Annotated in this window: 21 protein-coding genes, 1 tRNA gene and 1 pseudogene; 16 read left to right on the top strand and 7 right to left on the bottom strand. The window is 62.3% G+C overall.

The window, feature by feature from the left end; all coding sequences use genetic code 11:
* Positions 1-10: 10 nt before the first annotated feature.
* The 3 genes from GRI69_RS04065 to GRI69_RS04055 all read right to left on the bottom strand — a co-directional run bounded on the left by GRI69_RS04065 (position 11) and on the right by GRI69_RS04055 (position 3,919).
* Positions 11-1,507, bottom strand: coding sequence for a CoA-acylating methylmalonate-semialdehyde dehydrogenase (locus tag GRI69_RS04065; RefSeq protein WP_160726929.1), 1,497 nt, complete (start codon positions 1,505-1,507; stop codon positions 11-13).
* A gap of 90 nt (positions 1,508-1,597) precedes the next feature.
* Positions 1,598-2,812: a DUF819 family protein gene (locus tag GRI69_RS04060; protein ID WP_160726928.1), complete on the bottom strand. Its 1,215-nt coding sequence runs from the start codon at positions 2,810-2,812 to the stop codon at positions 1,598-1,600.
* Positions 2,813-2,845: 33 nt separating this feature from the next.
* Entirely contained in the window at positions 2,846-3,919 is a 1,074-nt protein-coding gene (locus GRI69_RS04055) for a PLP-dependent cysteine synthase family protein (RefSeq protein ID WP_160726927.1), read from the bottom strand.
* Between the two features lie 115 nt (positions 3,920-4,034).
* Between GRI69_RS04055 and GRI69_RS04050 the strand changes: the two genes are divergently transcribed.
* The 10 genes from GRI69_RS04050 to GRI69_RS04010 all read left to right on the top strand — a co-directional run bounded on the left by GRI69_RS04050 (position 4,035) and on the right by GRI69_RS04010 (position 15,200).
* Positions 4,035-4,108, top strand: a tRNA-Gly gene (locus tag GRI69_RS04050).
* 312 nt (positions 4,109-4,420) lie between these two features.
* A complete protein-coding gene (locus tag GRI69_RS04045; protein WP_160727043.1) occupies positions 4,421-4,921 on the top strand; it encodes a 2Fe-2S iron-sulfur cluster-binding protein in 501 nt (166 codons plus the stop codon).
* A complete protein-coding gene (locus GRI69_RS04040; protein WP_160726926.1) occupies positions 4,918-5,901 on the top strand; it encodes an FAD binding domain-containing protein in 984 nt (327 codons plus the stop codon). The genes GRI69_RS04045 and GRI69_RS04040 overlap by 4 nt, the downstream gene beginning before the upstream one ends.
* Complete coding sequence (locus tag GRI69_RS04035; protein WP_160726925.1) at positions 5,898-8,087, top strand: xanthine dehydrogenase family protein molybdopterin-binding subunit; 2,190 nt, start codon at positions 5,898-5,900, stop codon at positions 8,085-8,087. Before GRI69_RS04040 ends, GRI69_RS04035 begins: the two co-directional genes overlap by 4 nt.
* The gene (locus GRI69_RS04030; RefSeq protein ID WP_160726924.1) at positions 8,087-8,938 is read left to right on the top strand and encodes an XdhC family protein; all 852 of its coding nucleotides are present in this window, start codon (positions 8,087-8,089) and stop codon (positions 8,936-8,938) included. The genes GRI69_RS04035 and GRI69_RS04030 overlap by 1 nt, the downstream gene beginning before the upstream one ends.
* Positions 8,925-9,491 (top strand): NTP transferase domain-containing protein, encoded by a 567-nt coding sequence (locus GRI69_RS04025; RefSeq protein WP_160726923.1) that lies wholly within the window; start codon positions 8,925-8,927, stop codon positions 9,489-9,491. Before GRI69_RS04030 ends, GRI69_RS04025 begins: the two co-directional genes overlap by 14 nt.
* 65 nt (positions 9,492-9,556) lie before the next feature.
* The gene (locus GRI69_RS16345; protein ID WP_337191018.1) at positions 9,557-9,913 is read left to right on the top strand and encodes a BCCT family transporter; all 357 of its coding nucleotides are present in this window, start codon (positions 9,557-9,559) and stop codon (positions 9,911-9,913) included.
* 30 nt (positions 9,914-9,943) lie between these two features.
* Positions 9,944-10,162: a hypothetical protein gene (locus tag GRI69_RS16340; RefSeq protein WP_337191017.1), complete on the top strand. Its 219-nt coding sequence runs from the start codon at positions 9,944-9,946 to the stop codon at positions 10,160-10,162.
* A gap of 354 nt (positions 10,163-10,516) precedes the next feature.
* Positions 10,517-13,162, top strand: coding sequence for a TonB-dependent receptor (locus tag GRI69_RS04015; RefSeq protein WP_160726922.1), 2,646 nt, complete (start codon positions 10,517-10,519; stop codon positions 13,160-13,162).
* A gap of 76 nt (positions 13,163-13,238) precedes the next feature.
* A complete protein-coding gene (locus tag GRI69_RS04010) occupies positions 13,239-15,200 on the top strand; it encodes a tetratricopeptide repeat-containing sulfotransferase family protein (RefSeq protein WP_160726921.1) in 1,962 nt (653 codons plus the stop codon).
* Positions 15,201-15,287: 87 nt separating this feature from the next.
* On the opposite strand, the gene GRI69_RS16335 is transcribed toward GRI69_RS04010, so the two are convergent.
* Complete coding sequence (locus GRI69_RS16335; protein WP_160726920.1) at positions 15,288-15,875, bottom strand: PilZ domain-containing protein; 588 nt, start codon at positions 15,873-15,875, stop codon at positions 15,288-15,290.
* 150 nt (positions 15,876-16,025) lie between these two features.
* Between GRI69_RS16335 and GRI69_RS16330 the strand changes: the two are divergent.
* The 5 genes and pseudogenes from GRI69_RS16330 to GRI69_RS03985 form a co-directional block, all read left to right on the top strand.
* Positions 16,026-16,430 (top strand): annotated as a pseudogene (locus tag GRI69_RS16330) (alkaline phosphatase PhoX); the annotation flags it as partial.
* Between the two features lie 10 nt (positions 16,431-16,440).
* The gene (locus tag GRI69_RS04000) at positions 16,441-17,496 is read left to right on the top strand and encodes an alkaline phosphatase PhoX (RefSeq protein ID WP_337191016.1); all 1,056 of its coding nucleotides are present in this window, start codon (positions 16,441-16,443) and stop codon (positions 17,494-17,496) included.
* A 144-nt stretch (positions 17,497-17,640) separates the two neighbouring features.
* Complete coding sequence (locus GRI69_RS03995) at positions 17,641-18,102, top strand: Dps family protein (RefSeq protein ID WP_160726919.1); 462 nt, start codon at positions 17,641-17,643, stop codon at positions 18,100-18,102.
* 71 nt (positions 18,103-18,173) lie between these two features.
* The gene (locus GRI69_RS03990) at positions 18,174-18,794 is read left to right on the top strand and encodes a 6-phosphogluconolactonase (protein WP_160726918.1); all 621 of its coding nucleotides are present in this window, start codon (positions 18,174-18,176) and stop codon (positions 18,792-18,794) included.
* Positions 18,782-19,252, top strand: coding sequence for an NUDIX domain-containing protein (locus tag GRI69_RS03985; protein WP_160726917.1), 471 nt, complete (start codon positions 18,782-18,784; stop codon positions 19,250-19,252). Before GRI69_RS03990 ends, GRI69_RS03985 begins: the two co-directional genes overlap by 13 nt.
* Here the strand turns inward: GRI69_RS03985 and dinB are convergent.
* Positions 19,249-20,382 carry a DNA polymerase IV gene (gene dinB / locus GRI69_RS03980; protein WP_160726916.1) on the bottom strand — a complete coding sequence of 378 codons (1,134 nt, stop codon included), beginning with the start codon at positions 20,380-20,382 and terminating at the stop codon, positions 19,249-19,251. The genes GRI69_RS03985 and dinB overlap by 4 nt on opposite strands.
* A gap of 310 nt (positions 20,383-20,692) precedes the next feature.
* Here dinB and GRI69_RS03975 point away from each other — a divergent pair, with 310 nt between their 5' ends.
* On the top strand, positions 20,693-21,952 hold the full coding sequence (locus GRI69_RS03975) for a multidrug effflux MFS transporter (RefSeq protein ID WP_160726915.1): 1,260 nt from the start codon (positions 20,693-20,695) through the stop codon (positions 21,950-21,952).
* On the opposite strand, the gene GRI69_RS03970 is transcribed toward GRI69_RS03975, so the two are convergent.
* Complete coding sequence (locus tag GRI69_RS03970) at positions 21,949-23,823, bottom strand: acetyl/propionyl/methylcrotonyl-CoA carboxylase subunit alpha (protein ID WP_160726914.1); 1,875 nt, start codon at positions 23,821-23,823, stop codon at positions 21,949-21,951. The genes GRI69_RS03975 and GRI69_RS03970 overlap by 4 nt on opposite strands.
* A gap of 36 nt (positions 23,824-23,859) precedes the next feature.
* Positions 23,860-24,846: a phytoene/squalene synthase family protein gene (locus GRI69_RS03965; protein ID WP_202391800.1), complete on the bottom strand. Its 987-nt coding sequence runs from the start codon at positions 24,844-24,846 to the stop codon at positions 23,860-23,862.
* Positions 24,847-24,856 lie beyond the last annotated feature (10 nt).

Below are 24,856 nucleotides of genomic sequence, written 5' to 3'. Positions count from 1 at the left end.
CACCGAAATCTTATCCCATGGTCGGGATGACGAAGGCGTTCGAGCCATCGCCGCCGCCGTCGGGCCAGCGCTGGGTCACCTTCTTGGCCTTGGTCCAGAACTTCAGGCCTTCCATGCCGTACTGGTCGATGTCGCCGAAGCCGCTGCGCTTCCAGCCACCGAAGCTGTGGTAACTCACCGGAACCGGGATCGGCACGTTGATGCCGACCATGCCGACATTGACGCGACTGGCAAATTCGCGGGCGGCGTGGCCGTTGCGAGTGAAGATGGCCACGCCGTTGCCATACTGGTGCTCGCTCGGCAGGCGGACGGCCTCTTCGAAATCCTTCGCGCGGACGATCTGGAGGACCGGGCCGAAAATTTCTTCCTTGTAGCTTTCCATGTCGGTGGTGACCCGGTCGAGCAGGGTCGGACCGACGAAAAAGCCCTTCTCATGGCCTTGCAGGCTGAAGCCTCGCCCGTCGATCACGACCTCGGCGCCTTCCTTTTCGGCGGTGTCGATCCAGCCTTCGACGCGCGCCTTGTGTTCAGGCGTCACGACGGGGCCGTAATGCGCATCCGGGTCGTTCGAGACGCCGATGCGCAGGCCGTTGATCGCCGGAATCAGCTTCTCGCGCAGCTTGTCGGCCGTGTCCTCGCCCACGGGGACGACGACAGGCAGCGCCATGCAGCGTTCGCCCGCAGAGCCGAAGGCGGCTCCGGCCAGATCGTTCACCACCTGGTCGAGATCGGCATCGGGCATGACGATGCCATGATTCTTCGCCCCGCCGAAAGCTTGGACGCGCTTGGCGTTAGCCGTGCCGCGCGAGTAGATGTATTGCGCAATGTCGGATGAGCCGACGAAACTGATCGCCGGGATGTCGGGATGGTCGAGGATGGCATCGACCATTTCCTTGTCGCCGTGGACCACCTGGAGCAGCCCTTCGGGAGCGCCCGCCTCGAGGAACAGTTCGGCAAGCCGCACCGGCACGCTGGGATCGCGCTCGGAGGGCTTGAGGATGAAGGCATTGCCCGCCGCGATCGCCATGCCGAACATCCACATCGGGATCATGGCCGGGAAGTTGAACGGGGTGATGCCCGCCCCGATGCCAAGCGGCTGGCGCATCGAATAGACGTCGATGCCGGGGCCCGCGCCCTGCGTGTATTCGCCCTTCAGCGCCTGCGGGATGCCGCAGGCATACTCGATCACCTCGAGGCCGCGCTGCACGTCGCCATGGGCGTCGTCCACGACCTTGCCGTGCTCGCTCGAAAGCAGCTCGGCGAGTTCCTGCTTGTTCGCTTCGACCAGTTCCTTGAACTTGAACATGACGCGCGCGCGGCGCTGCGGGTTGGTCACCGCCCATTCGGGCTGGACCTTCTCGGCCGCATCGACCGCCTTCTGCAGCAGTGCAGCATCACCCAGCGGAACTTCGGCCTGGACCTCGCCCGTTGAAGGGTTCCAGATCTGATGGGTGCGATTGGCGGAGCCGCCGGCCCCGCCAGCGATGAAATGGTCAACCTGGCGCATGGAAAAATTCCTCTCTTTTCTTGCCAACGGCCTTGGCAAGCGAGAGGTCCGAAATCAACCGGTATCAAATGAAACCGGCAAGGATTGCGTCTAGCCGACCGCTGCCATCATCTGCGCGCACAGGATCGCGCCATAAGTGCCCAGCGCATAGCCGAGCACCGCCAGCAGTACGCCGACGGGAGCCAGTGCGGGGTGGAAGGCCGCCGCTACCACCGGCGCTGATGCCGCGCCGCCGACATTCGCCTTGCTGCCCACTGCGACGAAGAAGAACGGCGCCTTGATGATCTTGGCGACGACCAGCAGCAGGACGATGTGGAACAGCATCCAGATCGCGCCGATCGCCATGAAGGCGGGCGCATCCATGATCTTGGTCACATCCATCCGCGTGCCGATGACTGCCACCAGCAGGAAGATGAAAAGCACGCCGAACTTGCTGGCACCGATACCTTCCAGTTCGCGGGTGCGGGTAAAGCTTGCCAGCAGGCCCGCCGTGGTGGAAATCACCACGACCCAGAAGAAGCTGCTCGCCAGCGTCGCGTCTTCGCCCTGCAATTCGGCGAAGGAATTGCCCAGCCAGCCGCCGAGCAGGTGCGAGAGGCCGACCACCGCGAAGGCAACGCCGAACAGCAGGACATAGTCATTGGCCGTGGCGACCCGCTCGGTTCGTGCGGAATATTCCGCCATCGAGTCGCGCAGCCGCTCGATCGAGGATGCGTCCGCGCCCAGCCAGCGATCGACCCGCTGGGTGGCGCCTGCCCCGTAGAGCAGGAAGATCATCCAGATTTCCGCCACGATAATATCGACGGCGAGCAGGGCGGCGAAGCCTTCCAGCGGATAGCCATAGACTTCGAGCATGGCGGTCTGGTTCGCGCCCCCGCCGATCCAGCTCCCGGCCAGCGTCGCGAGACCGCGCCATGCGGCGGTATCGCCCGACCCGATTATCGTGGGATCGAATTGCGCCACGACCCACAGCGCCAGCGGTCCGCCTAGGATGATCCCGACCGTCGCGGTCAGAAACATGATGATCGCCTTGTTGCCGAGGCCGAGGATACCCTTGATGTCGATGCTGAGCGTCATCAGGAACAGCGCTGCAGGCAGGAAATAGTCCTTGGCGATCGGCCAGAGCTGGCTTTCCGACGTGTCGATAAGACCAGTGGTCACGAAGAGCGACGGCACGAGATAGCAGACGAGGATGATCGGCACGAAGACGTAGAAACGCTGCCAGCCGGGCCGGTCGCGCGTGGCGAATACGAAGGCCAGCAATGCGGCCAGCAGGCCGAGGATGATACGATCGTCGGTGATCATGCGGTTTGCGTCCCTCTCTCGTATTCGCCGCGCCTAGCCGGCTGCAAAAGTGCCGGTATCGAAGAAATGCGCGATCTTCTTTTTCTGCGGTAGGATGTCGAGCCCGCATTCCGCAAGCCAGTCATTGTCGAAAATGGTATCCGAATAGCGCGCACCGTCGTCGCAAAGGATCGAAACGATGGAGCCCGACATTCCCCGGTCCGCCATGTCCGCGGCAATTTTCGCGCAGGCCCAGACATTGGTGCCGGTCGATCCGCCGCAGCGCCGCCCGAGCCGCTCGCTCACCTCGTGCGCGGCAGCGATGGAGCAGGCATCCGGAACCACTTCCATCCGGTCGACGACATCGGGCAGGAAGCTGGGCTCGACCCGTTGGCGGCCGATCCCCTCGATGCAGCCGGAGGGATGATCCACTCGCTCGACCGACCTGTCAGCCCAGTGACGATGGAAGACGGAACCTTGCGGATCGGCCACGCAGACGCGCGTGGCAAAGCGGTTGTACCGGGCATAGCGTCCGATCGTCGCGGATGTCCCACCCGTGCCCGCCCCGCACACGATCCAGTTGGGAACGGGGTGCGGTTCACGCGCCATCTGCGCAAAAATCGATTCGGCGATATTGTTGTTGCTGCGCCAGTCGGTCGCCCGCTCGGCGAAGGTGAACTGGTCGATGTAATGACCGCCAAGTTCGTCCGCCAGCGCCTGCGCGGCATCGTAGATCTCGCAAGGCTGGTCGACGAAATGGCACTCTCCTCCGTGGAAGGAGATCGCATCGATCTTGGCCTTCGCGGTCGTGTGGGGAACCACGGCGATGAACCTCAGGCCCAGCATGCGGGCGAAATAGGCTTCGGAGACGGCGGTCGACCCGCTCGACGCCTCTACAATTGCAGTGTTCCGATGTATCCACCCGTTGCACAGCCCATAAAGGAACAGCGAACGCGCGAGCCGGTGCTTGAGACTGCCGGTGGGGTGGCTCGATTCGTCCTTCAGGTAGATCGCGATATCGGGCAGCGACGGGACGGGCAAGGGGATCAGATGCGTATCGGCCGAGCGATTGAAATCCGCTTCGATCCGGCCGATCGCCCAGTTCTGCCATTCGCGCTTGTCAGTCATCGGGGCCTTCTATCGTCTCCGAACCGAAGGGGAACCCCGGCGCCGCCATTTTCCGCGGGCAAGGCCGGAGTGTATTGACCGTTTCGCGAAAATCGTGGCAAGCGCGGCCCGCCTCGCGGGTGTAGCTCAATGGTAGAGCAGCAGCTTCCCAAGCTGACGACGAGGGTTCGATTCCCTTCACCCGCTCCATGCAGGTGTCCAGTTGCATTAGATATGGGCTTCATATGCAGATTGGTGCACCGCGTGGCCTGGGCACTACCTTCCTACATCAAAATTAATCGCGGGCCTGAGGGAATATCAGCTTCGCGCCCCATTTCAGACGTAGCGCCATGCTCAGACCTCGTCTGAAAGCTAACAATCCATTAAAGCGGACTTCCTCGCTCGCGCAATCCAAGTTCGGCCAATCGTTGGCCGAGGTCTCCCGGATTTCTTAAAGTTGGTTTTCGGATACCTTTCTTCCCCAGGCAGTTCTACCGATTAAAGGAGGCCTTTTTGACCGAGATGATCAGCGTAAACGGAACCGCTCATCCCTTGCCTGAAGACCCGCGCGTCAGTCTTCTTGATTTCCTCCGCCACGATCTCGGCCTGACCGGCACCAAGAAGGGGTGCGACCATGGCCAGTGTGGTGCCTGCACGATCATCGTCAACGGCATCCGCATTAACAGCTGCCTGACGCTTGCGGCCATGCACGACGGCGACAGCGTCACGACGATCGAAGGCCTCGGCACTCCCGACGAACCATCCGCTCTCCAGCGCGCCTTTCTGGAGTATGACGGCTTTCAGTGCGGCTATTGCACCCCAGGCCAGATCTGTTCTGCGACCGCCTTGCTGGAGGAACTCGCCGTCAATTGGCCGAGCGATGCCAGCGAATGTCTCGAAGGGCGTATCGCTATTACCCGTGAAGAAATCCGCGAACGGATGAGCGGCAACCTGTGTCGTTGCGGAGCATACGCGAACATCGTCGCCGCGATCGAGGAAGTCGCAACGGGAGGTAAGTCATGAGGCCCTTCGAGTATAGCCGTTCGCCATCCCTGTCCGAAGCATCGCTTCTGACGGCGAGTAAGGACACCCTCGCGATTGCGGGAGGAACCAACCTCCTCGACTTGATGAAGCTGCAAGTGGAAACGCCAGGCCAGCTAGCCGATATCAACCGGCTGGGCTTTGCTGAAATCGAGGACACGGGCGATGGCGGCCTCCGCCTCGGCTCGCTTGCCACTAACACCGAAACAGCCGTCCACCCGCGCGTACGCGCGGACTACCCGGTACTCTCGCGAGCTATCTTGGCCGGAGCAACGCAGCAGCTTCGCAACAAGGCTACCAACGGCGGCAATTTGTGCCAGCGTACGCGATGCCTCTATTTCACAAATATCGACCAACCTTGCAACAAGCGCGAACCCGGCAGCGGCTGCGGGGCGATTAACGGAATCGCGAAACTGCACGCGATACTCGGCACAAGCGATCAGTGCATCGCGACCTATCCGGGCGACATGGCCGTGGCGCTGAGCGCGCTCGGCGCGACAGTCCAAATTTCGGGCAGCAAGGGTGAGCGCAGCGTGCCGGTGCGCGACTTCCATTGCTTGCCGGGCGATACGCCATGGATCGAGAATGTCCTCGAACCGGGCGAGATTATCACCGGCATCGTTCTCCCTGCGCCAGTGTGCGGCAGGCAAATCTATCGCAAGGTGCGCGAGCGTTCGTCCTATGCATTCGCGCTGGTATCTGTCGCCGCCGTACTCAAACTGACCGACGGCAAGTTTTCGCGCGCCGACCTCTCCTTCGGCGGTCTGGCGCACAAGCCGTGGCATGATCCGCGCGTCGGAGAAGCCCTTTTGGGCCAGCCTCCTTCGGATACGCTGTTCGACAAGGCTGCCGATATCCTGCTGGAGGATGCTCGCGGGTTTGGCGAGAACGATTTCAAGATACCACTCACGCGGCGGACACTTCACGCCGTCCTTGCCCAGACGACGGAGGACGCAGCATGACGGTCCATTTCAAGCAGAACGAGCCCGACAATTCCAATCGCCTCGACGGCATGAAACAGGGCGTGCTGGGCAAGCCGTTGCCGCGCATCGAGGGGCTGGCCAAAGTTACCGGAACCGCGCCCTATGCCGCCGAATATCCGATCGACGATTGCGCCGAGGGTGTGCTGGTCACAGCGACCATCACGCGCGGCGAGGTCACCTCCATCGATCGGACAAGCGTGCTGTCCATGCCGGGCGTGATTGCGGTGGTCGACGATGAAAAACTCTGCACCCGCGCGGCGCAGGGAACGGCCAACGAAGCGCCCATGCAGGGGCCGGGGCAGGTCTGTTACTGGGGACAGCCAATCGCGCTGGTGGTCGCCGAAAGCTTCGAACAGGCGCGCGACGCTGCAAAGCATCTCAGCGTTGAATATCGCGAGGACGAAGGCGCGCCGGTCGATCCGGACGCGGTCGAACCGGAGGAGCAGGAGGACGAGACGGTTCATCAAGGCGATCTGGCGCATGCGATGGCCGAGGCCGCGCACAGCGTCGACGTGACCTACACCACCAAGGGCCATGCGTCCGCCGCCATGGAGCCGCATGCCGCGATTGCGGAATGGGACGGCGACAAGCTGACCGTCCACGCCTCGCTCCAGATGCTCAATTACAACATTAGCGAGCTGGCCGATGCGCTCGATATAGAGGAAGAGAACATCCGCCTCATATCCCGCTTCGTCGGGGGCGGCTTCGGTTCTAAGCTTGGGATCAGCGAAGAGGTTGTCGCAGCCGCGCTGGCGGCGAAACAGGTCGGTCGCCCCGTCCGCGTCGTGCAGTCGCGCCAGCAGGTTTTCCAGACGGTCATGCGCCGCAGCGAAACCACGCAGCGCCTGCGTCTTGCGGCCGATAGCGATGGTACGCTTACCGGCTTCGGTCACGAGGCGCTGGTGTCAAACCTCCCCGGCGAGACTTTTGCAGAGCCCGTGCTGCAATCGTCGCACTTCATGTATGGCGGCGAAAACCGCGAACTGATGCTTAATGTCGCTCGCATCCACCGTATGACGGCCGGATCGGTGCGCGCTCCGGGGGAAGCGGTGGGTATGCCGGCGCTCGAAGGGGCGATGGATGTGCTGGCGGAAAAGGCCGGTATCGATCCGGTCGAACTGCGCCTGCGCAACATACCCGAGAAGAATCCTGAGGAAGGTTTGCCGTTCTCCTCTCACAAGCTGGCCGAATGCCTGAAGCAAGGGGCGGAGGCTTTTGGTTGGGACAGGGCCTCCCGCAAGCCGCGCCAGCGGCGCGAGGGCGAGTGGTGGATCGGGACCGGCATGGCCGGCGCCGCGAGAGTACACAACATCTCTGAAGCGAAGGCCCGCGTAACCCTTAAAGCTGACGGCACGGCGCTCGTCGAAACCGACATGACGGATATCGGCACCGGGACTTACACCATCCTCGCGCAGATCGCCGGGGAGATGCTGGGACTGGATACGGAACAGGTTCTGGTCGAACTGGGCGATACGCGCCACCCGCGCGGCCCCGGCTCAGGCGGCAGCTGGGGCGCGGCTTCGATCGGTTCGGCGGTCTATATCGCGTGCAAGGCGATCCGCGAGGAACTGGCCGCGAAGATCGGCGCGAGTGAGGAAGAACTCGACCTGCGCGAAGGCAAAACCGCATCCGGCGAGGCCTTGACGGACCTTCTCGAGGGAAAAGACCTTGCGCGTGAAGGCCATTACGAGCCGGGCGATATCGAAGACGATTACACCGCCTCCGGGTTCGGCGCCTTCTTTGCTGAAGTGCGCGTCAATCACTACACCGGTGAAACCCGCGTGGATCGGATGCTCGGCGCATTCGGCTTCGGGCGCGTGCTCAACGCAAAGACCGCCCGCTCGCAATGCATCGGCGGCATAACCTGGAGCATAGGTGTGGCGCTGACCGAGGCGCTGGAATTCGATCCGCGCGACGGACACCTCGTCAATTGCGACCTCGCCGAATATCACGTGCCCGTTCACCGCGACGTGCCCGATCTGGAAATCGTGCTGGTGGAAGAACGAGATGGCGCTGCCAGCCCGATCCAGGCCAAGGGCATCGGCGAGCTCGGCATGTGCGGCGGAGCGGCAGCCATCGCCAACGCAATCTATAACGCCTGTGGGGCTCGGCTGTACGATTACCCGATGACACCCGATCGCGTTTTGGCTGCAATGCCCGACTGATGCTGGCTGATCTTACAATTGAGATAGTGCGAGACGAGGATCACCTCGCGCTCGCCGCGGCGTGCCAGCCGGGTGTGGGGCTTTGCACCATCGTCCAGATTGAAGGCAGCTTTTCGCGGCGCCTCGGAGCGCAATTGGCGGTCCTGCCGGACGGATCCACCGTTGGCGATCTTGCCGATGGTTGTCTGGAGAGCCAGTTGGCAAGCAATATGAAGCAATGCGTGGAGCGGCGCGTTGTGCGATATGGACGCGGGTCCTCAAGGATTGATTTTCGCCTTCCGTGCGGAGGAGGGCTGGATATCCTCCTCGACCCGGAACCGGATCGCGGAGCCTGTCGATCGGCTTTCGCAGCGCTGCAAGCGCGTCGCCCGGCCCGGATAGCGCTCGGAGGCGAAAGCCATCTGCCGAACCGTACCTACCTGCCAGCGCTGAAACTCGTCGTCCTGGGGGAGGGGCCGGAACTCGAGGCCGTGGCATCCCTGTGTTCGGCCATGAGGATCGGTGTCGAAGTATTTTCGAGAAATGACCTTGCTCTCGGTCAAGCGGCGCAGAATGTCCGTTACGATCCCTGGACGGCCTGCCTGCTGCTCTTTCACGATCACGAATGGGAACTGGCCCTGCTCGAACAGGCGGTAGCGAGCGAGGCCTTTTACGTAGGAGCGCAAGGCGGGGAGAGGGCGCGGTCCGATCGGACACTGGCGCTTGCCGCGCGCGGCGTTCCGGAGGTACAGATCGCGCGCCTGACCAGCCCGGTCGGGCTAACGCCTGCCTGCAAGTCGCCGCGAACGCTCGCGCTGTCGGCTTTGTCAGAAATTGTCGGCCGTTTCGAGCAGATGCGTGCCGTCATCTGAATCGAAGACAGGCGTGGTGCTGCTTGCCGCTGGCCAGGGAAAACGCTTCGGCGGCGGCAAGCTCACCGCCGACTTCCGTGGGCGGCCCTTATGGGAGTGGGCGGCAGAAACCGCAGAAAATGCCAATTTCAGCGAGCGCCTTCTGGTGGTTGGTAGTGATAGCCTGATTGGGAACCGGCGGGGATGGAGGTTGATCGAAAATCTGGCGGCAGAGCGAGGAATGGGTACCTCTATCGCCGCGGGCGTGCGCGCGCTGACAGATTGCGATCGCGTGGTCGTCATGCTTGCCGACATGCCGCTCGTTTCTCCCACTCATATCGGTCGGCTTGTCTCATCGCAGGGCGTGGCCTTCACCCAATATCACGATGGGAAAGCGGGATGTCCGGCGGTTTTCCCGCGTTTGGTGTTCCCGCAGCTCGCATCCTTGAGACGCGAGCGGGGCGCGCGGAGCCTCGACTTGGCGGACGTTGAACTTATCGCTCCCATTGACGAACGTGAGCTTGCCGATGTTGATTGGGCTTACGACATCGAACGGTTAAATTCCGCCAATTGATTGCACTTGAGGCAATTCAACAGTCAATGTGAAAGATTGGCGGCTTTTCGCCGAATTTCGTGGGCATGTTCATCGCGCGCATTTCGCGCGGCCGGACGATACGCGAGTATGTGCTGGGCGTGATCCTCGTACCGTCGCTGATGTGTTTCGTGTGGATGGCACTGGCTGGAGGAACCGCGATCGACCTGGAGTTGAGCGGCACCGCCGGCGAGGCAATCCTCGATACCGAGATTTCGGACCAGCTCTATTCAACGATTGCTGCAATGCTGGACCCAGGTTTGACGACCTTCGTCTCGGGCCTCGTCGTAATCTTGCTCATGACCTATCTCGTCACCTCGGCCGACAGCGCCATCCTGATCGTCAACACGATCAACGGTGCGGGCGACACAGAGGGCGAGCGGCGGCATCATATCGTCTTCTAGGGTGTCGCGCTGGCATTCGTGGTGGGCAGCATGCTCATTCTGGGCGGTATCGATGCCATCCGGATCACCATGATCATCGGGGCTTTGCCCTTCTCGCTGGTGGTCTTGTTGATGGCTGTCGCGATTCTTAAAGCCGTGGTGTTCGACCTGCTGCGCAAGCACCGTGGAGTTCCAACCACCGCCGCAGCTTGCGAAGCCTCGCAAAGTGCCAAGAAAAGGGCCGCGGTGCGCCGCCGAGTTTCATTTTGAAACCGGATGAGCAAATTTGGCTCTACTGGGCGAACTTAAGACGCGAGGTCAGAATTAGGCAGACGCTAGATGCGCATCGGAATGAATAAACAGGAACAAAAATCTTCTATGTTATAGAAAGGAGAGATGTTCTTGTTCTATAAATGATAGAAGTTTGAATTGTGGATTCCGCGCAACACACCTTTACGTCATACGGATAAAGCATTCGCTTCGGTGGCGGCGCGCCATTTCAATCGGTATATGCCCTTCGGGATCTGGCTTTGTTTAAGTCGCTTTCCATCTTGATATCCGGCCAGCACAATCGACCGCGCGATCGGGAATGAATTCTGAAGAAAACGAGGGGCAACTCGGAAAATGAAAAATTACTTCATCGGCGCTTCTGCTGGCGCACTGGCAGTCGCTATTGCGACTCCGGCCGCGGCTCAGGAAACTTCATCCACGCCGCAACAGCGCCAAGGCGGTGTCGGTGTCATCGTGGTGACCGCTCAGAAGCGCAGCGAAGATCTGCAGGACGTACCGGTTTCCGTGCAGGCCCTCGATTCCGAAGGGCTCAAGCAGCTCAACATCGCCACCTTCGACGATTATCTCGAGCAATTGCCGACGGTTTCTGCCGGTGGCGGGGGACCGGGGCAAAGCACGATCTACATTCGCGGCCTCGCGTCCACCACGCCTAACCTGACCACCGCTGGCGTGGCTGGGCTTGCTCCCAACGTGGCGCTCTATCTCGACGAACAGCCGCTTGGTCAGCCGGGCCGCAATCTGGATGTCTACGCGGCCGATCTCGAGCGGATCGAGGTGCTGTCGGGGCCGCAGGGTACGCTTTTCGGCGCCAGCTCGCAGGCGGGCGTTGTCCGCCTGATCACCAACAAGCCCGATCTTTCAGGTTTCGACGCGAGCGTCTCGATGGGCACATCCTTCACCAAGGACGGCGAGACGAGCTACAAGGCCGAAGCCATGGTCAACGTCCCCGTAACCGAGCGGCTGGCGCTGCGCGGGGTGGTCTACCTGGACGATCAGGGCGGCTATGTCGACAATGTCCCCGGCACTCGGACGGCACAAGAAAGCGCGCGCTTCCGCCCGGCGGGAACGGTGCGTGACAACGGTGTTCCAGTAAGCGATCAGCGTGCCGGCTTCCAGTCGACCGCCGATCTTTCCGATGTGGACTTCGTCGCCGCCGACAATGCCGGCCTGGTCGAGGAAGACTTCAACGACACTCAGTATTCGGGCTTCCGCGCGACGGCGCTTTACGAATTCTCGCCCGACTGGCGGCTGACCGTGGCGCACACGCGCCAGAGCCTTGAATCGGACGGCGTGTTCTTCTCCGATCCTGAGCTGGACCTCGATGATTTCGAAATCCAGCGCTACGAGGACGACCGGCTGGAGGACGACTTCTCGAACACCAGCTGGACGGTCGAAGGGCGGCTGGCGATGCTCGATATCGTCTATACGGGTGCCTACACCGACCGCGAAACCGAACAGAAGGTCGACTATTCCGACTATCTCTTCGTGGGGCAGTATCTGCCATATTACATCTGCGATGGCTCGGTCAGCTATCCCGGTTCCGCGGACCCCAGCGGCACCTGCCAGGCGCCCAACCTGTTCGTGAACTCGAACACCGATACCACGGTGTTTACGCAAGAGGTGCGCGCAAGCACGCCTCAGGAAGACCGTTTCCGCGTCACTGCGGGCGCTTTCTATTCCGATCTCGAGCTCAAGGAGCGCAACGACTTCAATTATTTCGGTAGCGAGCGCGCCGAACCCTTCGGCGGTTTCGCGCCCAACTTCCCCTTCCCGGGGGTGTATAACAGCGACCCCGGGCCATTCCCGGCCGGGGTGATTTTCCGCAATGACGTGAAGCGCACCGACGAGCAGTTCGGAATATTCGGCGAAGCAAGCTTCGATGTGATCCCGGACCTGCTGACACTTACCGCCGGCACCCGCTATTACGACATTGAAGTCGATTTCGAAGGCACCGCCAACTCGTCCTTCTGCAATGCCGGAGCGGCCGAGGATGCGAACGCGTTCGGCACCAACATTTCCGATCTTTACGACGGGGATGGCGAATATACCTTCATCGGCAGTTGCGATGCGGATTTGCGGCAGACATTTAGCCGCGGCGACACGCTGGAAGACATTCAGGCCGCAGGCTTGAGCGAGGCACAGGCACAGCAGGTGATAAACGCTCTCGACGCGCCCGATGCAGCACGCACCGAAGGCGTCATCTTCAAGGGTACCGCAACGCTCACCCCGACGCAGGACCTGCTGTTCTACGCCACCTACTCGGAGGGCTTCCGGCCCGGTCTGCTCAATCGTCCCGGCGGCGCACAGGGCCCGGGAGGCTTCGTGGTTCCGTTCGAGCTTGAGACCGACGAGGTCAAGAATTACGAGATCGGCTGGAAGATGGACCTGATCGACGGGCAGCTTCGCTTCAACGGCAGCGCGTTCTATGTCGACATCAGCAATCTGCAGACGACGATCTTCGACCCAAGCATCACCAACCTGTTCTTCTCGGACAATGCGGCCAATGCGGAGATCAGGGGGGTAGAGGCGGACTTCACCGTTGCGCCTTATGCTCTGCCTGGATTGACCGTCACGGGTGCCTTCTCGATTCTCGATACCGAGATCACGGAAGTTCTCACTCCGACCGACGATGTCGTCGTCGGGTCCGATCTCGCCTATGCGCCATCGTTCCAGGGCAATCTGCGGATGCGCTATGAATGGGATCTCAGCGACAGGGTCGGCGCCTACATCCAGCCGCAGGTGAACCATTCTTCGTCGAAGAAAACCGACATCATCCAGATCAATACGATCACGCTCGACAGCTACACCGTAGCCAATCTTGCAGTGGGCGTGACCACCGACCAGTGGAATTTCGAGGTGTTCGGCACAAACCTGTTCGACGAAAGAGCGCAGATTTCGGGCGACTTCTATTACGACCGCGCCCGCATCGTGACCAATCGTCCACTGACGGTCGGACTGCGCGTGTCGTACGACCTTTGATTGCTGGCCGGGCGGCGACGGGCGGAAGATTACCATGAGAGGTGTTTCCGCCCTCGTCGTCGGCTAAGGGTCCGGCATGACAGAAGAAGACGTAAAGGCAGCGCGGGACCAGCTATCGGCGGGCAAATTCGATGATGCACTGCACCTTGCCCGATCAATTCTGGAAGATGATGCGGACGACGCCGAGGCGCTCTACATTGCAGCAGTCGCTGCGCGCTATCTGGAGCTTTACGAACCTGCGGCCGATTACCTTGGCCGCCTCCACGAAGCGATGCCCGAATATGGCCGCGCCTGGCAGGAGGCGGGCCACCTAGCCTGTGCCAGGGGCGAAAACGATAAAGCACTGGCGGCTTTTGCCCGAGCCACGCGGTTCAATCCTGCTCTCGACGCCAGCTGGCGCATTCAGGCCGAACTGCTGGCGAGAGCTGGCCGGAACCTGGAGGCGGATGCGGCGCGTGCGCAGGAGAAGCGCATTGCGGAGCTGCCCAAGGAGCTGGTCGCGGTCACCCATCACCTGCACGAGGGCAGGCTGCTGCGAGCGGAGGAGCTCTGCCGCCATTTCCTGCGCAAGCATCCCAAGAACGTGGAGGGCATGCGCCTGCTTGCTCAGATCGGCCTGAAGCTGGGCATTCTCGACGACGCCGAGTTCCTGCTTGAAAGCGCCGCCGCGTTCGAACCGGACAACATTCAGGTCCGCCTCGACTATATCGACGCCCTTCGGAGGAGGCAGAAATTTGCCCGGGCACTCGAGGAAGCGAAGGCGCTCCATGACCGAGACCCGGGCAACCCGCTGTTTCAATCGCACCTGGCAATCGAGAGCATGCAGACGGGAGACTATGACCGGGCGTTCGAACTCTTCGATGCGATCCTCGAAAAACTGCCTCGCGATCCGGCGACTTTGACGAGCCGCGGCCATGCGCTCAAGACCACCGGAGATCAGGCCCGTGCGGTCGACAGCTACCGCGCGGCCTGTGCGGCCAAGGCGGATCACGGCGATGCCTGGTATGCGCTCGCCAACCTGAAGACCTACCGGTTCACGGATGCGGAGCTGGCGCAAATGCGCGAACAGGTCGGGCGCACCGAACTGGCTTTCATGGACCGGGTCCATTTGTCCTTTGCATTGGGCAAGGCGCTGGAAGATCGCGGAGAATACGAGGAGAGCTTCCGCTTATACGATCAGGGCAATGCCTTGAAGCGCGCACAGACACGCTACGATGCCGAGCGAATGAGCGCCGAACTTGCGAAACAACGAGAGACTTGCGGTCCGGAACTGTTCGCGAAGCATGCCAGGGCGGGGCATCCGGCGCCCGACCCGATCTTCATTCTCGGTCTTCCGCGGGCGGGGTCGACATTGCTCGAACAGATTCTTGCCAGCCATTCGCGGATCGACGGTACGCTCGAGCTCCCCGACATCCTCGCGCTTGCGCATCGGTTGAGAGGGCGCAAGGCGGGCAGCTCGCGCTACCCCGAAATCCTGCACGATCTGAGCGCGCAACAGCTAGCAGGCTTTGGCCACCAGTTCATCGAGAACACCCGCATCCACCGCCAGGGCGCACCGTTCTTCATCGACAAGATGCCTAACAACTTCCGCCATATCGGCCTGATCCGCCTCATCTTGCCCAATGCGAAGATCATCGATGCGCGCCGCGCGCCGATGGACTGCTGCTTCTCCGGCTTCAAGCAGCTGTTCGCGGAGGGGCAGGAGTTCACCTACGGCTTGAAAGAGATCGGCAGCTATTACCGCGACTACGTGCAGCTGATGGATCACTGGAACGCCGTCTTACCCGGCGTCATCCTGCGCGTGGATCACGAAGACGTGCTCGACGATCTGGAAGGCCAGACGCGCCGCATGCTCGATTATCTCGGCTTGCCGTTCGAACAGGCCTGCCTCGATTTCCACAAGTCGAAGCGCGCGGTCCGCACCGCGAGCAGCGAACAGGTCCGCCGCCCTATCAGCCGCAGCGGGCAGGACGCCTGGAAACCCTACGCAAACTGGCTTGGGCCTCTACGCGAAGCGCTCGGACCGTTGGTTGGCTAACCCCCAGGGGGCCCTTCGGAGCTAAATCAACCGCTCAGCGATCCAGAGGTTTGTTGGCCGTGTTTTTTGCGATGAGAGCGTGAAATCCTATGATGCGACCTTATAGGTTTTGATCTCATCCCAGCGCCAGCTTCCCTGCGCCAATTCGAGGATGTGCCTTATTTCGTCCAGCCGCAGCGGGTTTTTCAGAAGCAGGCCCGACGATCCATCCCGGGACCAGCGCACGGTGCATTCCGCAAAAGTCTGGGTGCCGAGGCAAACGGTGACCAGATCGCCAAATCGCAGTTCGCCGGGGTGTGCAATGGACATACCCTTGGTCGAAAGGTTGACGAGTTCGACTGCAGATGAGCCGCCGCGATGATGGACTTCGGCCGGTAGACCAATGTCGAAGCGGCTCGCCCGCGGATGCGATCCGTCGCTGTGTGCGATAGGAGAACACTCGGTGATTATTCCCAGACGATCTCCGTTGAGCCATCCCACCACACCGTCGAGCGGTGCATTGCTTCCCCATTGGACGCTCACCTGCTGTCCCGGTTTGGCAGCGATAGTGCAGCGGACACCAATGCCCGATTCAGAGAGATCACGAATGACGGCGACATGCTTCGTTTCGTTGATGGTCAGACATGCAGGTAGGAAAACCTGACGGACCCGCTCACTTTGACGGCGTTCTTGCACGATTCTACTCCAGATTCCTTTCCCGAAGGATTAGCAAGATCAAGCATATATTCCTGCCGTTCTGGTTAGTTCGGACTGTGTAGTTTCACGTAGCTGGCCGCACTGTTGAACTAATCGCCAAGGCATTTGCCACTTGCGGAATTGTCGTTGATGGCTGTGACGGCGATCACACCATCATGGCGGGAAAAGGCACAGTCAGTCACAAAGCATAGAAGTGGGGTCATGCTATCAAGCGGCTGCTGTCATTTGTCTTACACCTTGCTATCGCATGGGCATGGCAACGCGCCAATGGAGAGTGACATGACCGCCGAACTGCACCGCCGCCAATTCCTGTCCGCTACTGCCAGTGCTTTTGCCGCACTGTCATTGAGCGGGTGCATGACGCGGGGCGCGATGCCTTCCGGTTTCGCCGGTTACGGGCCGCTGGTTGCCGATCCGCAGGGTCTGCTCGATCTGCCAGAGGGCTTTTCCTATCGCCTGCTGTCCAGCCTCGGCGACGCCATGAACGACGGCGGGACAGTTCCCGACAAGGCCGACGGGATGGGCTGCCTGCCGTTGCCAGGGGGTGAGATCGCCCTGGTGCGCAACCACGAACTGGTCCCTACCGACGCATGCGGGCGGTGCCCTTGCGAAAGGCTTCGGCAAGCGGGATGGCGAATTCGCCCCGGGTGGCACCACCACGCTCGTACTCGATGCGGCAACGCTCCGGAAGAAACGCGAATTCCGCAGTCTTGGCGGCACCATCCGCAACTGTTCGGGCGGCGTCACGCCGTGGGGCAGTTGGCTGACCTGCGAGGAAGCGCCGACCGGTCCGGGCCAGCGTTATGGCGACGGGCTGGAACAGAACCACGGCTGGACCTTCGAGGTGCCGGCAGGCGCTCCCGGCCTTGTCGATCCGGTTCCGCTCAAGGCGATGGGACGCTTCAATCACGAGGCGGCATGCGTCGATCCGGCGACCGGCCTCGTCTACCAGACCGAGGATCGCGACGATTCGGTGCTCTATCGCTTCGCTCCCAAGGTGCCGGGCGATCTGGCCAGGGGCGGCCAATTGCAGGCGATGCGCATCGTCGGAGTGCCGGACACCCGAAATCATGACGGCGCGCGGATGCAGGTCGGTCGGCGCTACGCGGTTGAGTGGTTCCCGCTCGACAACGTGGAAGCACCGAAGGATGATTTGCGCCAGCGGGCCGCGGCGCAAGGCGCCGCCCTGATCGCACGGGGCGAAGGTATTCACATGGGGACGGACGAGCTGTTCATCTGCTCGACCAGCGGCGGGGCGAAGAAGCTCGGGCAGGTATTCAAGCTAATCCCCGGGCGGGGCGGCCGGGCCGACGAGATCGAACTGTTCTTCGAAAGCGAGAACGAGGAGCAATTCAATTACGGCGACAACCTGACTGTGGGACCCAATGGCCACCTGATCGTGTGCGAGGACCAGTATACCGACGTGGTCGACAACAGGCTGATCGGGATCACACCTTCCGGCGACCCCTATGTCTTTGGCCGCCTGCGGCTCGAGACGGAACTGGCTGGCGGGTGTTTCTCGCCCGATGGCAAATGGTTCTTCGTCAACGCCTACGCTCCGACCCGAACGGTTGCCATCACCGGACCATGGGCAGCCTGAGGCAGATGCGAATAAATCGCAATAATCGAATAGAGAAAAAGCTCTAATCGAGCGAGGCGATCAGAGCGCTCGAAACCCTTCACGAAACCGGCGCTCATCTCGCTCGTTGGTTGATTGAGATTTCAAGACAGAAGGGAAAACGTCATGGCCGAACTCGGCAACAACGCAAAATCGGGTCTTGTCACTGCGCTCAACGGCGCTCTGGCAGATACCGTCGCGCTCTATTTCAAGACCAAGAACTTCCACTGGCACGTGGCAGGGCCGCGCTTTCGCGATCTGCATGTCCTGTTCGACGAGCAGGCGGCGCAGTTGATCGGCACGGTCGACGATATCGGCGAGCGCGTCCGCAAGAACGATGAATTCACGCTCACCTCTATCGGCAGCGTGGCCAAGCAGTCCAAGATTGCGGATCAGGACGATGTCACGCTGACCGCCGATGCGATGGTCAAGGAGCTGCGGGACGATAACCGCAAGCTGCACGACCGGCTGGAAACGGTGAAAGAAGAGGCCGAAAACGTCGGGGACAATGCCACCAGCGGCATCGTGGACGACTGGATCGACCAGTGCGAGGAACGCATCTGGTTCCTCAACCAGACCAGCAAGTAAGCGCCCATGCGCATAGCAATTCAACCCGCCTGCGGCTTGGCCGCGGGCGGGTTTGCTGTATCGAGGCCGGTATGGAAAACGTAGAGATCATCGAGAACGCCAGCGATGCGGACATTGCGAAGTGGCTTGAGAACCGGCTGACACGGACTCTTTCATCGCGCGATGGGCCGGTGACGATAACCGTGCCCGGCGGATCGACCCCGTTCCCCATCATCGCCAGGCTGCTCGAGGCCGATCTCGACTGGTCGCGGCTGGTGGTGTGGCCGGGTGACGACCGCATCGTGCCCGAAGATCACGAGGCGTCGAACACGGGCAAGCTACGCGCCCTGTTCGAGCCGGCGGGCGCCGAGGTGGTCACGTTGACGATCATGGAGCAGGTGCCCCATTTCGATCTCGCATGGCTCGGAATGGGGGCGGACGGGCATATCGCCTCGCTCTTTCCCAATACCTATCCGCAGCTGGAAGAGGCGCGCCGCATCATCCGCCTGACGCCCGATCCCCTGCCACCCGAAGCGCCTTTCGACCGGATCAGCCTGACGCTTCCCGCCTTGCTCGACAGCGATGCAATCGCCTTCGTCATCCGCGGAGAAGACAAGCGCGCGGTGCTCGACGAAGCAGTTGGTGGGAAAAACGATTTGCCGGTTGCGAGGCTGCTTTCGGGCGCTAAACAGCCGGTGGTATGCTTCACCTGATCCCAGCGCCGCTGCACCGCCTAGCCCTCAAGATCGCCTACCGCATTCGGGAACGCACGCGCCGGGCCAGCGGCAAGGCGCGCGACGGGGTGACCGTGGTGGGGCGCGATTTCGAGGGACAGATCCTGCTGGTCCGGCACAGCTACGGGCCGCAGCAATGGTTCTTTCCCGGCGGCGGCATTGCTGATGGCGAAACGCCCGACGCAGCCGCCCGCCGCGAACTGCTGGAAGAGACCGGCTGCGAGATCGACGGTCTGAAGCTGGTCGGCACGTTCGAGGAAACGCTATCGGGCGCACCGCATACCGCGCATCTGTTCGATGGCGTCATCAGCGACATGCCCGAAGCGGATGGGCGCGAAGTCATCGAAGCGCGCTTCTTTCCCACGCATTCGCTGCCCGAACCGCTGAGCCCGCGCACGCGCGAGCGGCTGAAGCTGTGGCAGGGCCGAAAGAGCTAGAGCAGCGAGAGCTGCGCATCGGGGCGTTTCGGCTCCTCTGCGCCTTTGCGGTCCAGCTTCGACAGCGTCAGACCCATCAGCCGGATCGGCATGGGTAACGGCAATACTTCCTCGAGAAGACTTCGGGCGATCGCTTCGAATTCAGCCCTGCTTGCGATCGGGCTGTCGACCGTCTTCGCACGGCTGAAGATCTGGAAATCGGTGTATTTCATTTTCAGCGTCACGGTGCGGCCGCTGGCCTGTGCGCGTTCGATATGGCCCCAGACGATGTCGATGATGTCCTCCAGCGTCTCGCGCAGTTCGCTGCCGGAGGAAAGGTCTCGGCTGAAGGTCCGTTCGCCGCCGACGGATTTGCGGATGCGGCTAGATCGCACTGGCCTCAGGTCGATGCCGCGAGCGGCGCGGTAGAGATAATCGGCAAAGCTGCCGAAGTTCGCGCGCAGCCAGGCAATATCCTTCGCCGCGAGGTCCGCGCCGGTCGCGATGCCGAGCCGCGTCATCTTCTCTTCCGCCTTGGGGCCGACGCCGTGGAAACGCCGCACCGGTAGCGATTGCACGAAATCCGCGCCCTGGCCCGGACGGATCACGCATAGCCCGTCGGGCTTGTTCTGGTCGCTGGCGAGCTTGGCGAGAAACTTGTTGTAGCTCACTCCTGCGCTCGCGGTCAGCCTGGTCTTGGCGCGAATTTCCTGCCGGATCAGCTCGGCGATGCGCGTCGCGCTGCCGAAGCCCAGCTTGTCCTCGGTCACGTCGAGATAGGCCTCGTCGAGGCTCAATGGCTCGACGAGGTCGGTATGATGGCGGAAGATTGCGCGGATCTGCTGGCTGACTTCGCGGTAGGCCTCGAACCGGCCCTTGCAGAAAATGAGATCGGGGCAGAGCCGCTTGGCCGTGACGCTCGGCATGGCGCTCTTCACGCCGAACTTGCGTGCCTCGTAGCTGGCAGCGGCTACGACGCCGCGCCCGCTCGACCCGCCCACGGCGACCGGTTTGCCGCGCAAGTCCGGATTGTCGCGCTGTTCGACGCTGGCGAAGAAGGCGTCCATGTCGACATGGATGATCTTGCGCAGGCCATCGGCCTCCGCATCGTCGCCGCCTTCATCCTCCGGTCTTTCTGGCATCGTCACCATGTAGGCGCTTTCGCGTGTCGCCGGAAGGTTTCGCGGCGCAAAAACGGGGTCAGGACGGGCTCCCGACAAAAGCGTTTCCTAATGCAACGCTTCCCGCTACCGAGCACGCGATGATCGCGACCACACCTTCCTTCCCGACCCTCCGCATTGGCTTTGGCAGCCCTTTCGAAGCATCTGGGCAGCCTCTGCGAAAAGTCACGGGCGCTCTTTCGTTTTGGGCCGTAAATGCTTGGTTTTGCGTGGATATCCTGAAAAGTCTCGGGTCTGAATTCTTGCTCGTGCGTCAACCGCTTGCAGCGCGGGGCACGGCATGAAGAACGGAACTGCCTCGACCACCCGCCCGCTTCCCGAGAAGGCAAAACGCCCGATGATCGGCGAACGTGAGCTGATCTGGATGATGGCGCTGCTGATGGCCTGCAACGCTTTCGGCATCGATGCCATCCTGCCCGCGCTAGACGCGCTGGCGGGCGATCTGGGGGCGCAGGGGAACGACCGCCAGTTCGTGGTCGGCGCCTATCTCCTTGCCGCCGGATTCGGCACGCTGGTGCCCGGGGCCTTTGCCGACCGTTATGGCAGGCGGCCGGTGCTGTTCGTGGCGCTGGCGTTCTATATCGTTCTTTCCATCGCCTGCGCCTTGGCGACGACGTTCGACATGCTGGTGATCCTGCGCGCCGCGCAGGGTTTCTTCGCCGCCGGGATCATTGCGCTTCCCCCTGCCATCATCCGCGACCGGGTGGGCGGGGACAAGATGGCGCGGATGATGAGCCTGATTTTCGTGATCTTCCTGCTCGTCCCTGCAGTGGCGCCCAGCATCGGGCAGGCCGTGCTGGTGGCCTTCGGCGACTGGCGCTGGATATTCGGGGCCATGGCCATTGCGGGACTGGCCATGACGGCGTGGGTTTATTTCCGCCTTCCCGAAACGCTGCACGAAGAAGACAAGCAGGACATCCACCTGCCCACCATATCGCGCAACATGAAGAGCGCTGTGACACTGCGCGAGACCATCGGTTACACGCTGGGCAGCGCACTGGTTTTCGGCGGCCTGTTCGGTTTCATCAACTCGAGCCAGCAGCTGATCGGCGAGGCCTTCGGCGCGGGCGACGACTTCCCGCTGATATTCGCCATTTGCGCGGGCTGCATGGCTGTGGCCAACTGGTCGAACAGCCGCATCGTGGAACGGTTCGGTGCGCGCCGGGTCAGCCATGTCGCGCTGTTCGCCTTCATTGCCGTGGCCGCCGCGCAGCTGTGGTTCGCCAGCCAGCCGGACGAAAGCCTGTGGACCTTCGTGCCGCTGATGGCCGCCAATATGAGCCTGCTGGGCTTTATCGGTGCAAATTTCGGTTCGATCGCGCTCCAGCCCTTCCGCCATATCGCGGGCGCGGCATCGAGCGCGCAGGGCTTCCTGCGCATGACGAGCGGGGCGGCGCTGGGTGCCTGGATCGGCTATATGTATGACGGCACCGCGCGCCCGCTGGCCGCAGCCCTATTGACCACTGCCGTGCTCAGCCTGGTCTTCGTGCTGTTTTCCGAACGGGGCGAGCTGTTCGGCGAGAAGATGGACGAAGACTAGGCCTCTTCTGCAGGCTCCACCACGCAGAGCACCGTTTCCACCTGGACCTGCCCGCCTTCGCTGGCGGAAAGCTCGGTCACGGTGCCGTCGAAGGGGGCGGTGAGGGCGTGTTCCATCTTCATCGCTTCGAGCACCATCAGGCGCTGGCCTGCGGTGACGCTGTCGCCTTCGGCCACATCGACCGCGATGACCTTGCCCGGCATGGGGGCAAGGATGGCACCGTCACCCGCGGCAGCGGCACCCGAACCCCGGGACTGGCGTTCGAATACGAAGCTCTGCCCGTCGGCGAAGACGACTGCCCGCGCAGGATCGACGAAGCCCGTCGCAGCAGTCTCGGCAGTCGATTGGGCCGCGGAAACCGTCCGCGTTTCGCCCTTGTGCGTGAGCGTGGCCGCAAGCATCCCGGGGGCGTTGAGGCGCAGGCCGATGGGCAGGTCCTCGTGATCTTCGCTCTCGGCGAGGGCGATGAAATCCGCGGCGGTCTGCCAGATCGCATCGTCCGCCTCGTCGGAGGAGACGAGCGTGTCGATCTTGTCCGCGATGAAGCCGGTGTCGAGCTTGGCGTCCTCGAAATCCTCGTCGAGCAGGCAGTTGGCGATGAAAGCGGCATTGGTCTTCACCGGCCAGATTTCCACGCCTTCCGCGATCTCGGCAAGCTGGTCGATGGCCTCGCCCCGTGTTTCGCCCCAGACCACGAGCTTGGCGACCATCGGATCGTAGAAAGGCGATATCATGTCGCCTTCCTCGACGCCGGTTTCGATGCGGCCCTGCACACCGAGATCGAAATGCTCGAGTTGCCCCGTCGAGGGCAGGAAGCCGCCCGCCGGGTCTTCGGCATAAAGCCGCGCTTCGATGGCGTGGCCGTCGATGAACAGTTCGTCCTGTGTGAGCGGGATCGGCTCTCCGCTCGCGACCCTGAGCTGCCATTCGACCAGATCGACCCCGGTGATTTCCTCGGTCACCGGGTGTTCGACCTGGAGACGGGTGTTCATCTCCATGAAGAAGATGCGGTCGGCCCGCAGGCCTTCGCTGGCATCGGCGATGAATTCGATCGTACCCGCGCCTTCGTAGTCAACTGCCTTGGCGGCGCGCACGGCGGCAGCGCAGATTTCCTCGCGCGTGGCTTCGTCCATGCCGGGGGCGGGGGCTTCCTCGATCACCTTCTGGTGGCGGCGCTGGAGGCTGCAATCGCGTTCGAACAGGTGGACGACATCGCCGTGGCTGTCGCCGAAGATCTGTACCTCGATATGGCGGGGCGATGTGATCCATTTTTCAAGGATCACGTCGTCATTGCCGAAGCTCGCACTGGCCTCGCGCCGGCAGCTTTCGAGCGAGGACGGGAAATCCTCCGCTGCATCGACCTTGCGCATTCCCTTGCCGCCGCCGCCTGCGACCGCCTTGATGAGGACGGGATAGCCGATGGAATCGGCTTGCTGTTTCAAACGCTCGGCCGACTGGTCGTCGCCGTCATAGCCGGGAGTGACCGGAACGCCCGCTTCGCGCATCAGCTTCTTGGCCGCGTCTTTCAGCCCCATTGCGCGGATCGAGGATGGCGGCGCGCCGACCCAGATCAGCCCCGCATCCTTCACCGCCTGCGCGAAACCTGCGTTTTCGGACAGGAAGCCGTAGCCGGGATGGATCGCCTCCGCGCCGGTCCTTTTGGCAGCGGCGATGATCTTCTCGCCCACCAGATAGCTTTCGGCGGCTGGCGAGGCGCCGATATGCACCGCCTCGTCCGCGCTGCGCACATGGAGAGCCTTCGCATCGGCATCGGAATAGACCGCCACAGTGGCGATCCCCATTTCACGTGCAGTGCGGATGATGCGGCAGGCAATTTCGCCGCGATTGGCGATGAGGAGCTTTGAAATCATGAAGCTGCGCTAGCCCGAGCGCGGCGCCGCTTCAAGCTACCAGCCGGCAACCGGGCGGAAATCGTGGCGGGACCAGATGATCGGTTCCTGCGGGCCGGGGGGGCGGTTCCACACCGCCTGGAAAAAAGCCGTGCCTACGTGCCACAGCTTTTCCGGGCCGCGCACCACCACGCGCCTGTCCCACGCCTTCTGGCCGCGGTTCAGCACCTTGCGCCCGATCGCACCATAGATGTTCGCCGCCGCCAGCACCGCCCAGCGCGACCGGAAGCGCAAACGCTTCGCGCCCAGCCTTGCTGCGGCCTCGTGCTTTTCCATCAGCGCGATCATACGGGGCATGACGCCAGCAAGATCGAAGCGATTTTCGGGTACCGCGTGATCGCCGGCGGCGAGGCCCGCTTCGGCCAGCCATTCGGCGGGGATGTACACGCGGCCCGCAGCTGCATCTTCCACTACGTCGCGCGAGATATTGGCGATCTGGAAGGCAATGCCGAGATCGTTAGCCCGGTCCAGCGTTTCGCCGTCTTCGGGATCGACGCCCATGATGTGCGCCATCATGATCCCGACCGCGCCCGCCACGTGATAGCAATAGCGCAGCAGCTCGCGCTCGTTATTGGGAGAAAAGCCAGTCGCATCCATGGCGAAACCGCGGATCACGTCATTGGCCATATCGTAGGTCAAACCGCATTCGTCGGCGACGAGGCCGAGAGCGTCGAAGGCGAAATCCGCAGTGGGCTGTTCGTCGAGCGCGCGGCGGGTGAGCACGCGGATGGCCTGGATCCGGTCTTCGGCATCCTTGGGCGTGCCTTGGTTGCCCAACGGGCCGCCCTTGTCTTGGTTGTCGGCGATATCATCGCACCGGCGGCACCAGGCGTAGAGCAGCCAGCTGCGTTCGCGCGTCGTCCGGTCGAACAGCTTGGATGCGGCGGAGAAGCTGTGCGAGCCGACCTCGATCGATTCCAGCGCCTTTTCCACAAGCGACGCACGTTCCCGCCCGCCGCCGGCCTTGGCGATGGTGGGGCGCATGTGCTGCGTG

Origin of the sequence: Qipengyuania vulgaris, assembly GCF_009827325.1 — a bacterium.
GTDB classification, from domain to species: domain Bacteria; phylum Pseudomonadota; class Alphaproteobacteria; order Sphingomonadales; family Sphingomonadaceae; genus Qipengyuania; species Qipengyuania vulgaris.
Note: the sequence above shows the minus strand (reverse complement) of the source record. Positions and strands in the feature narration are given on the sequence as shown.

Bases quoted from the DNA above. Each gene is read 5' to 3' on its own strand.
- GRI69_RS04060 (WP_160726928.1), bottom strand. From the start codon at position 2,812: ATGATCACCGACGATCGTATCATCCTCGGCCTGCTGGCCGCATTGCTG.
- GRI69_RS04040 (WP_160726926.1), top strand. From the start codon at position 4,918: ATGAGGCCCTTCGAGTATAGCCGTTCGCCATCCCTGTCCGAAGCATCG.
- GRI69_RS04010 (WP_160726921.1), top strand. From the start codon at position 13,239: ATGACAGAAGAAGACGTAAAGGCAGCGCGGGACCAGCTATCGGCGGGC.
- GRI69_RS04030 (WP_160726924.1), top strand. From the start codon at position 8,087: ATGCTGGCTGATCTTACAATTGAGATAGTGCGAGACGAGGATCACCTC.
- GRI69_RS16345 (WP_337191018.1), top strand. From the start codon at position 9,557: ATGTTCATCGCGCGCATTTCGCGCGGCCGGACGATACGCGAGTATGTG.
- GRI69_RS04015 (WP_160726922.1), top strand. From the start codon at position 10,517: ATGAAAAATTACTTCATCGGCGCTTCTGCTGGCGCACTGGCAGTCGCT.
- GRI69_RS03970 (WP_160726914.1), bottom strand. From the start codon at position 23,823: ATGATTTCAAAGCTCCTCATCGCCAATCGCGGCGAAATTGCCTGCCGC.
- GRI69_RS03975 (WP_160726915.1), top strand. From the start codon at position 20,693: ATGAAGAACGGAACTGCCTCGACCACCCGCCCGCTTCCCGAGAAGGCA.
- GRI69_RS04035 (WP_160726925.1), top strand. From the start codon at position 5,898: ATGACGGTCCATTTCAAGCAGAACGAGCCCGACAATTCCAATCGCCTC.
- GRI69_RS04055 (WP_160726927.1), bottom strand. From the start codon at position 3,919: ATGACTGACAAGCGCGAATGGCAGAACTGGGCGATCGGCCGGATCGAA.
- dinB (WP_160726916.1), bottom strand. From the start codon at position 20,382: ATGGTGACGATGCCAGAAAGACCGGAGGATGAAGGCGGCGACGATGCG.
- GRI69_RS03995 (WP_160726919.1), top strand. From the start codon at position 17,641: ATGGCCGAACTCGGCAACAACGCAAAATCGGGTCTTGTCACTGCGCTC.
- GRI69_RS03965 (WP_202391800.1), bottom strand. From the start codon at position 24,846: ATGCGCCCCACCATCGCCAAGGCCGGCGGCGGGCGGGAACGTGCGTCG.
- GRI69_RS16340 (WP_337191017.1), top strand. From the start codon at position 9,944: ATGCTCATTCTGGGCGGTATCGATGCCATCCGGATCACCATGATCATC.
- GRI69_RS03990 (WP_160726918.1), top strand. From the start codon at position 18,174: ATGGAAAACGTAGAGATCATCGAGAACGCCAGCGATGCGGACATTGCG.
- GRI69_RS04045 (WP_160727043.1), top strand. From the start codon at position 4,421: ATGATCAGCGTAAACGGAACCGCTCATCCCTTGCCTGAAGACCCGCGC.
- GRI69_RS03985 (WP_160726917.1), top strand. From the start codon at position 18,782: ATGCTTCACCTGATCCCAGCGCCGCTGCACCGCCTAGCCCTCAAGATC.
- GRI69_RS04065 (WP_160726929.1), bottom strand. From the start codon at position 1,507: ATGCGCCAGGTTGACCATTTCATCGCTGGCGGGGCCGGCGGCTCCGCC.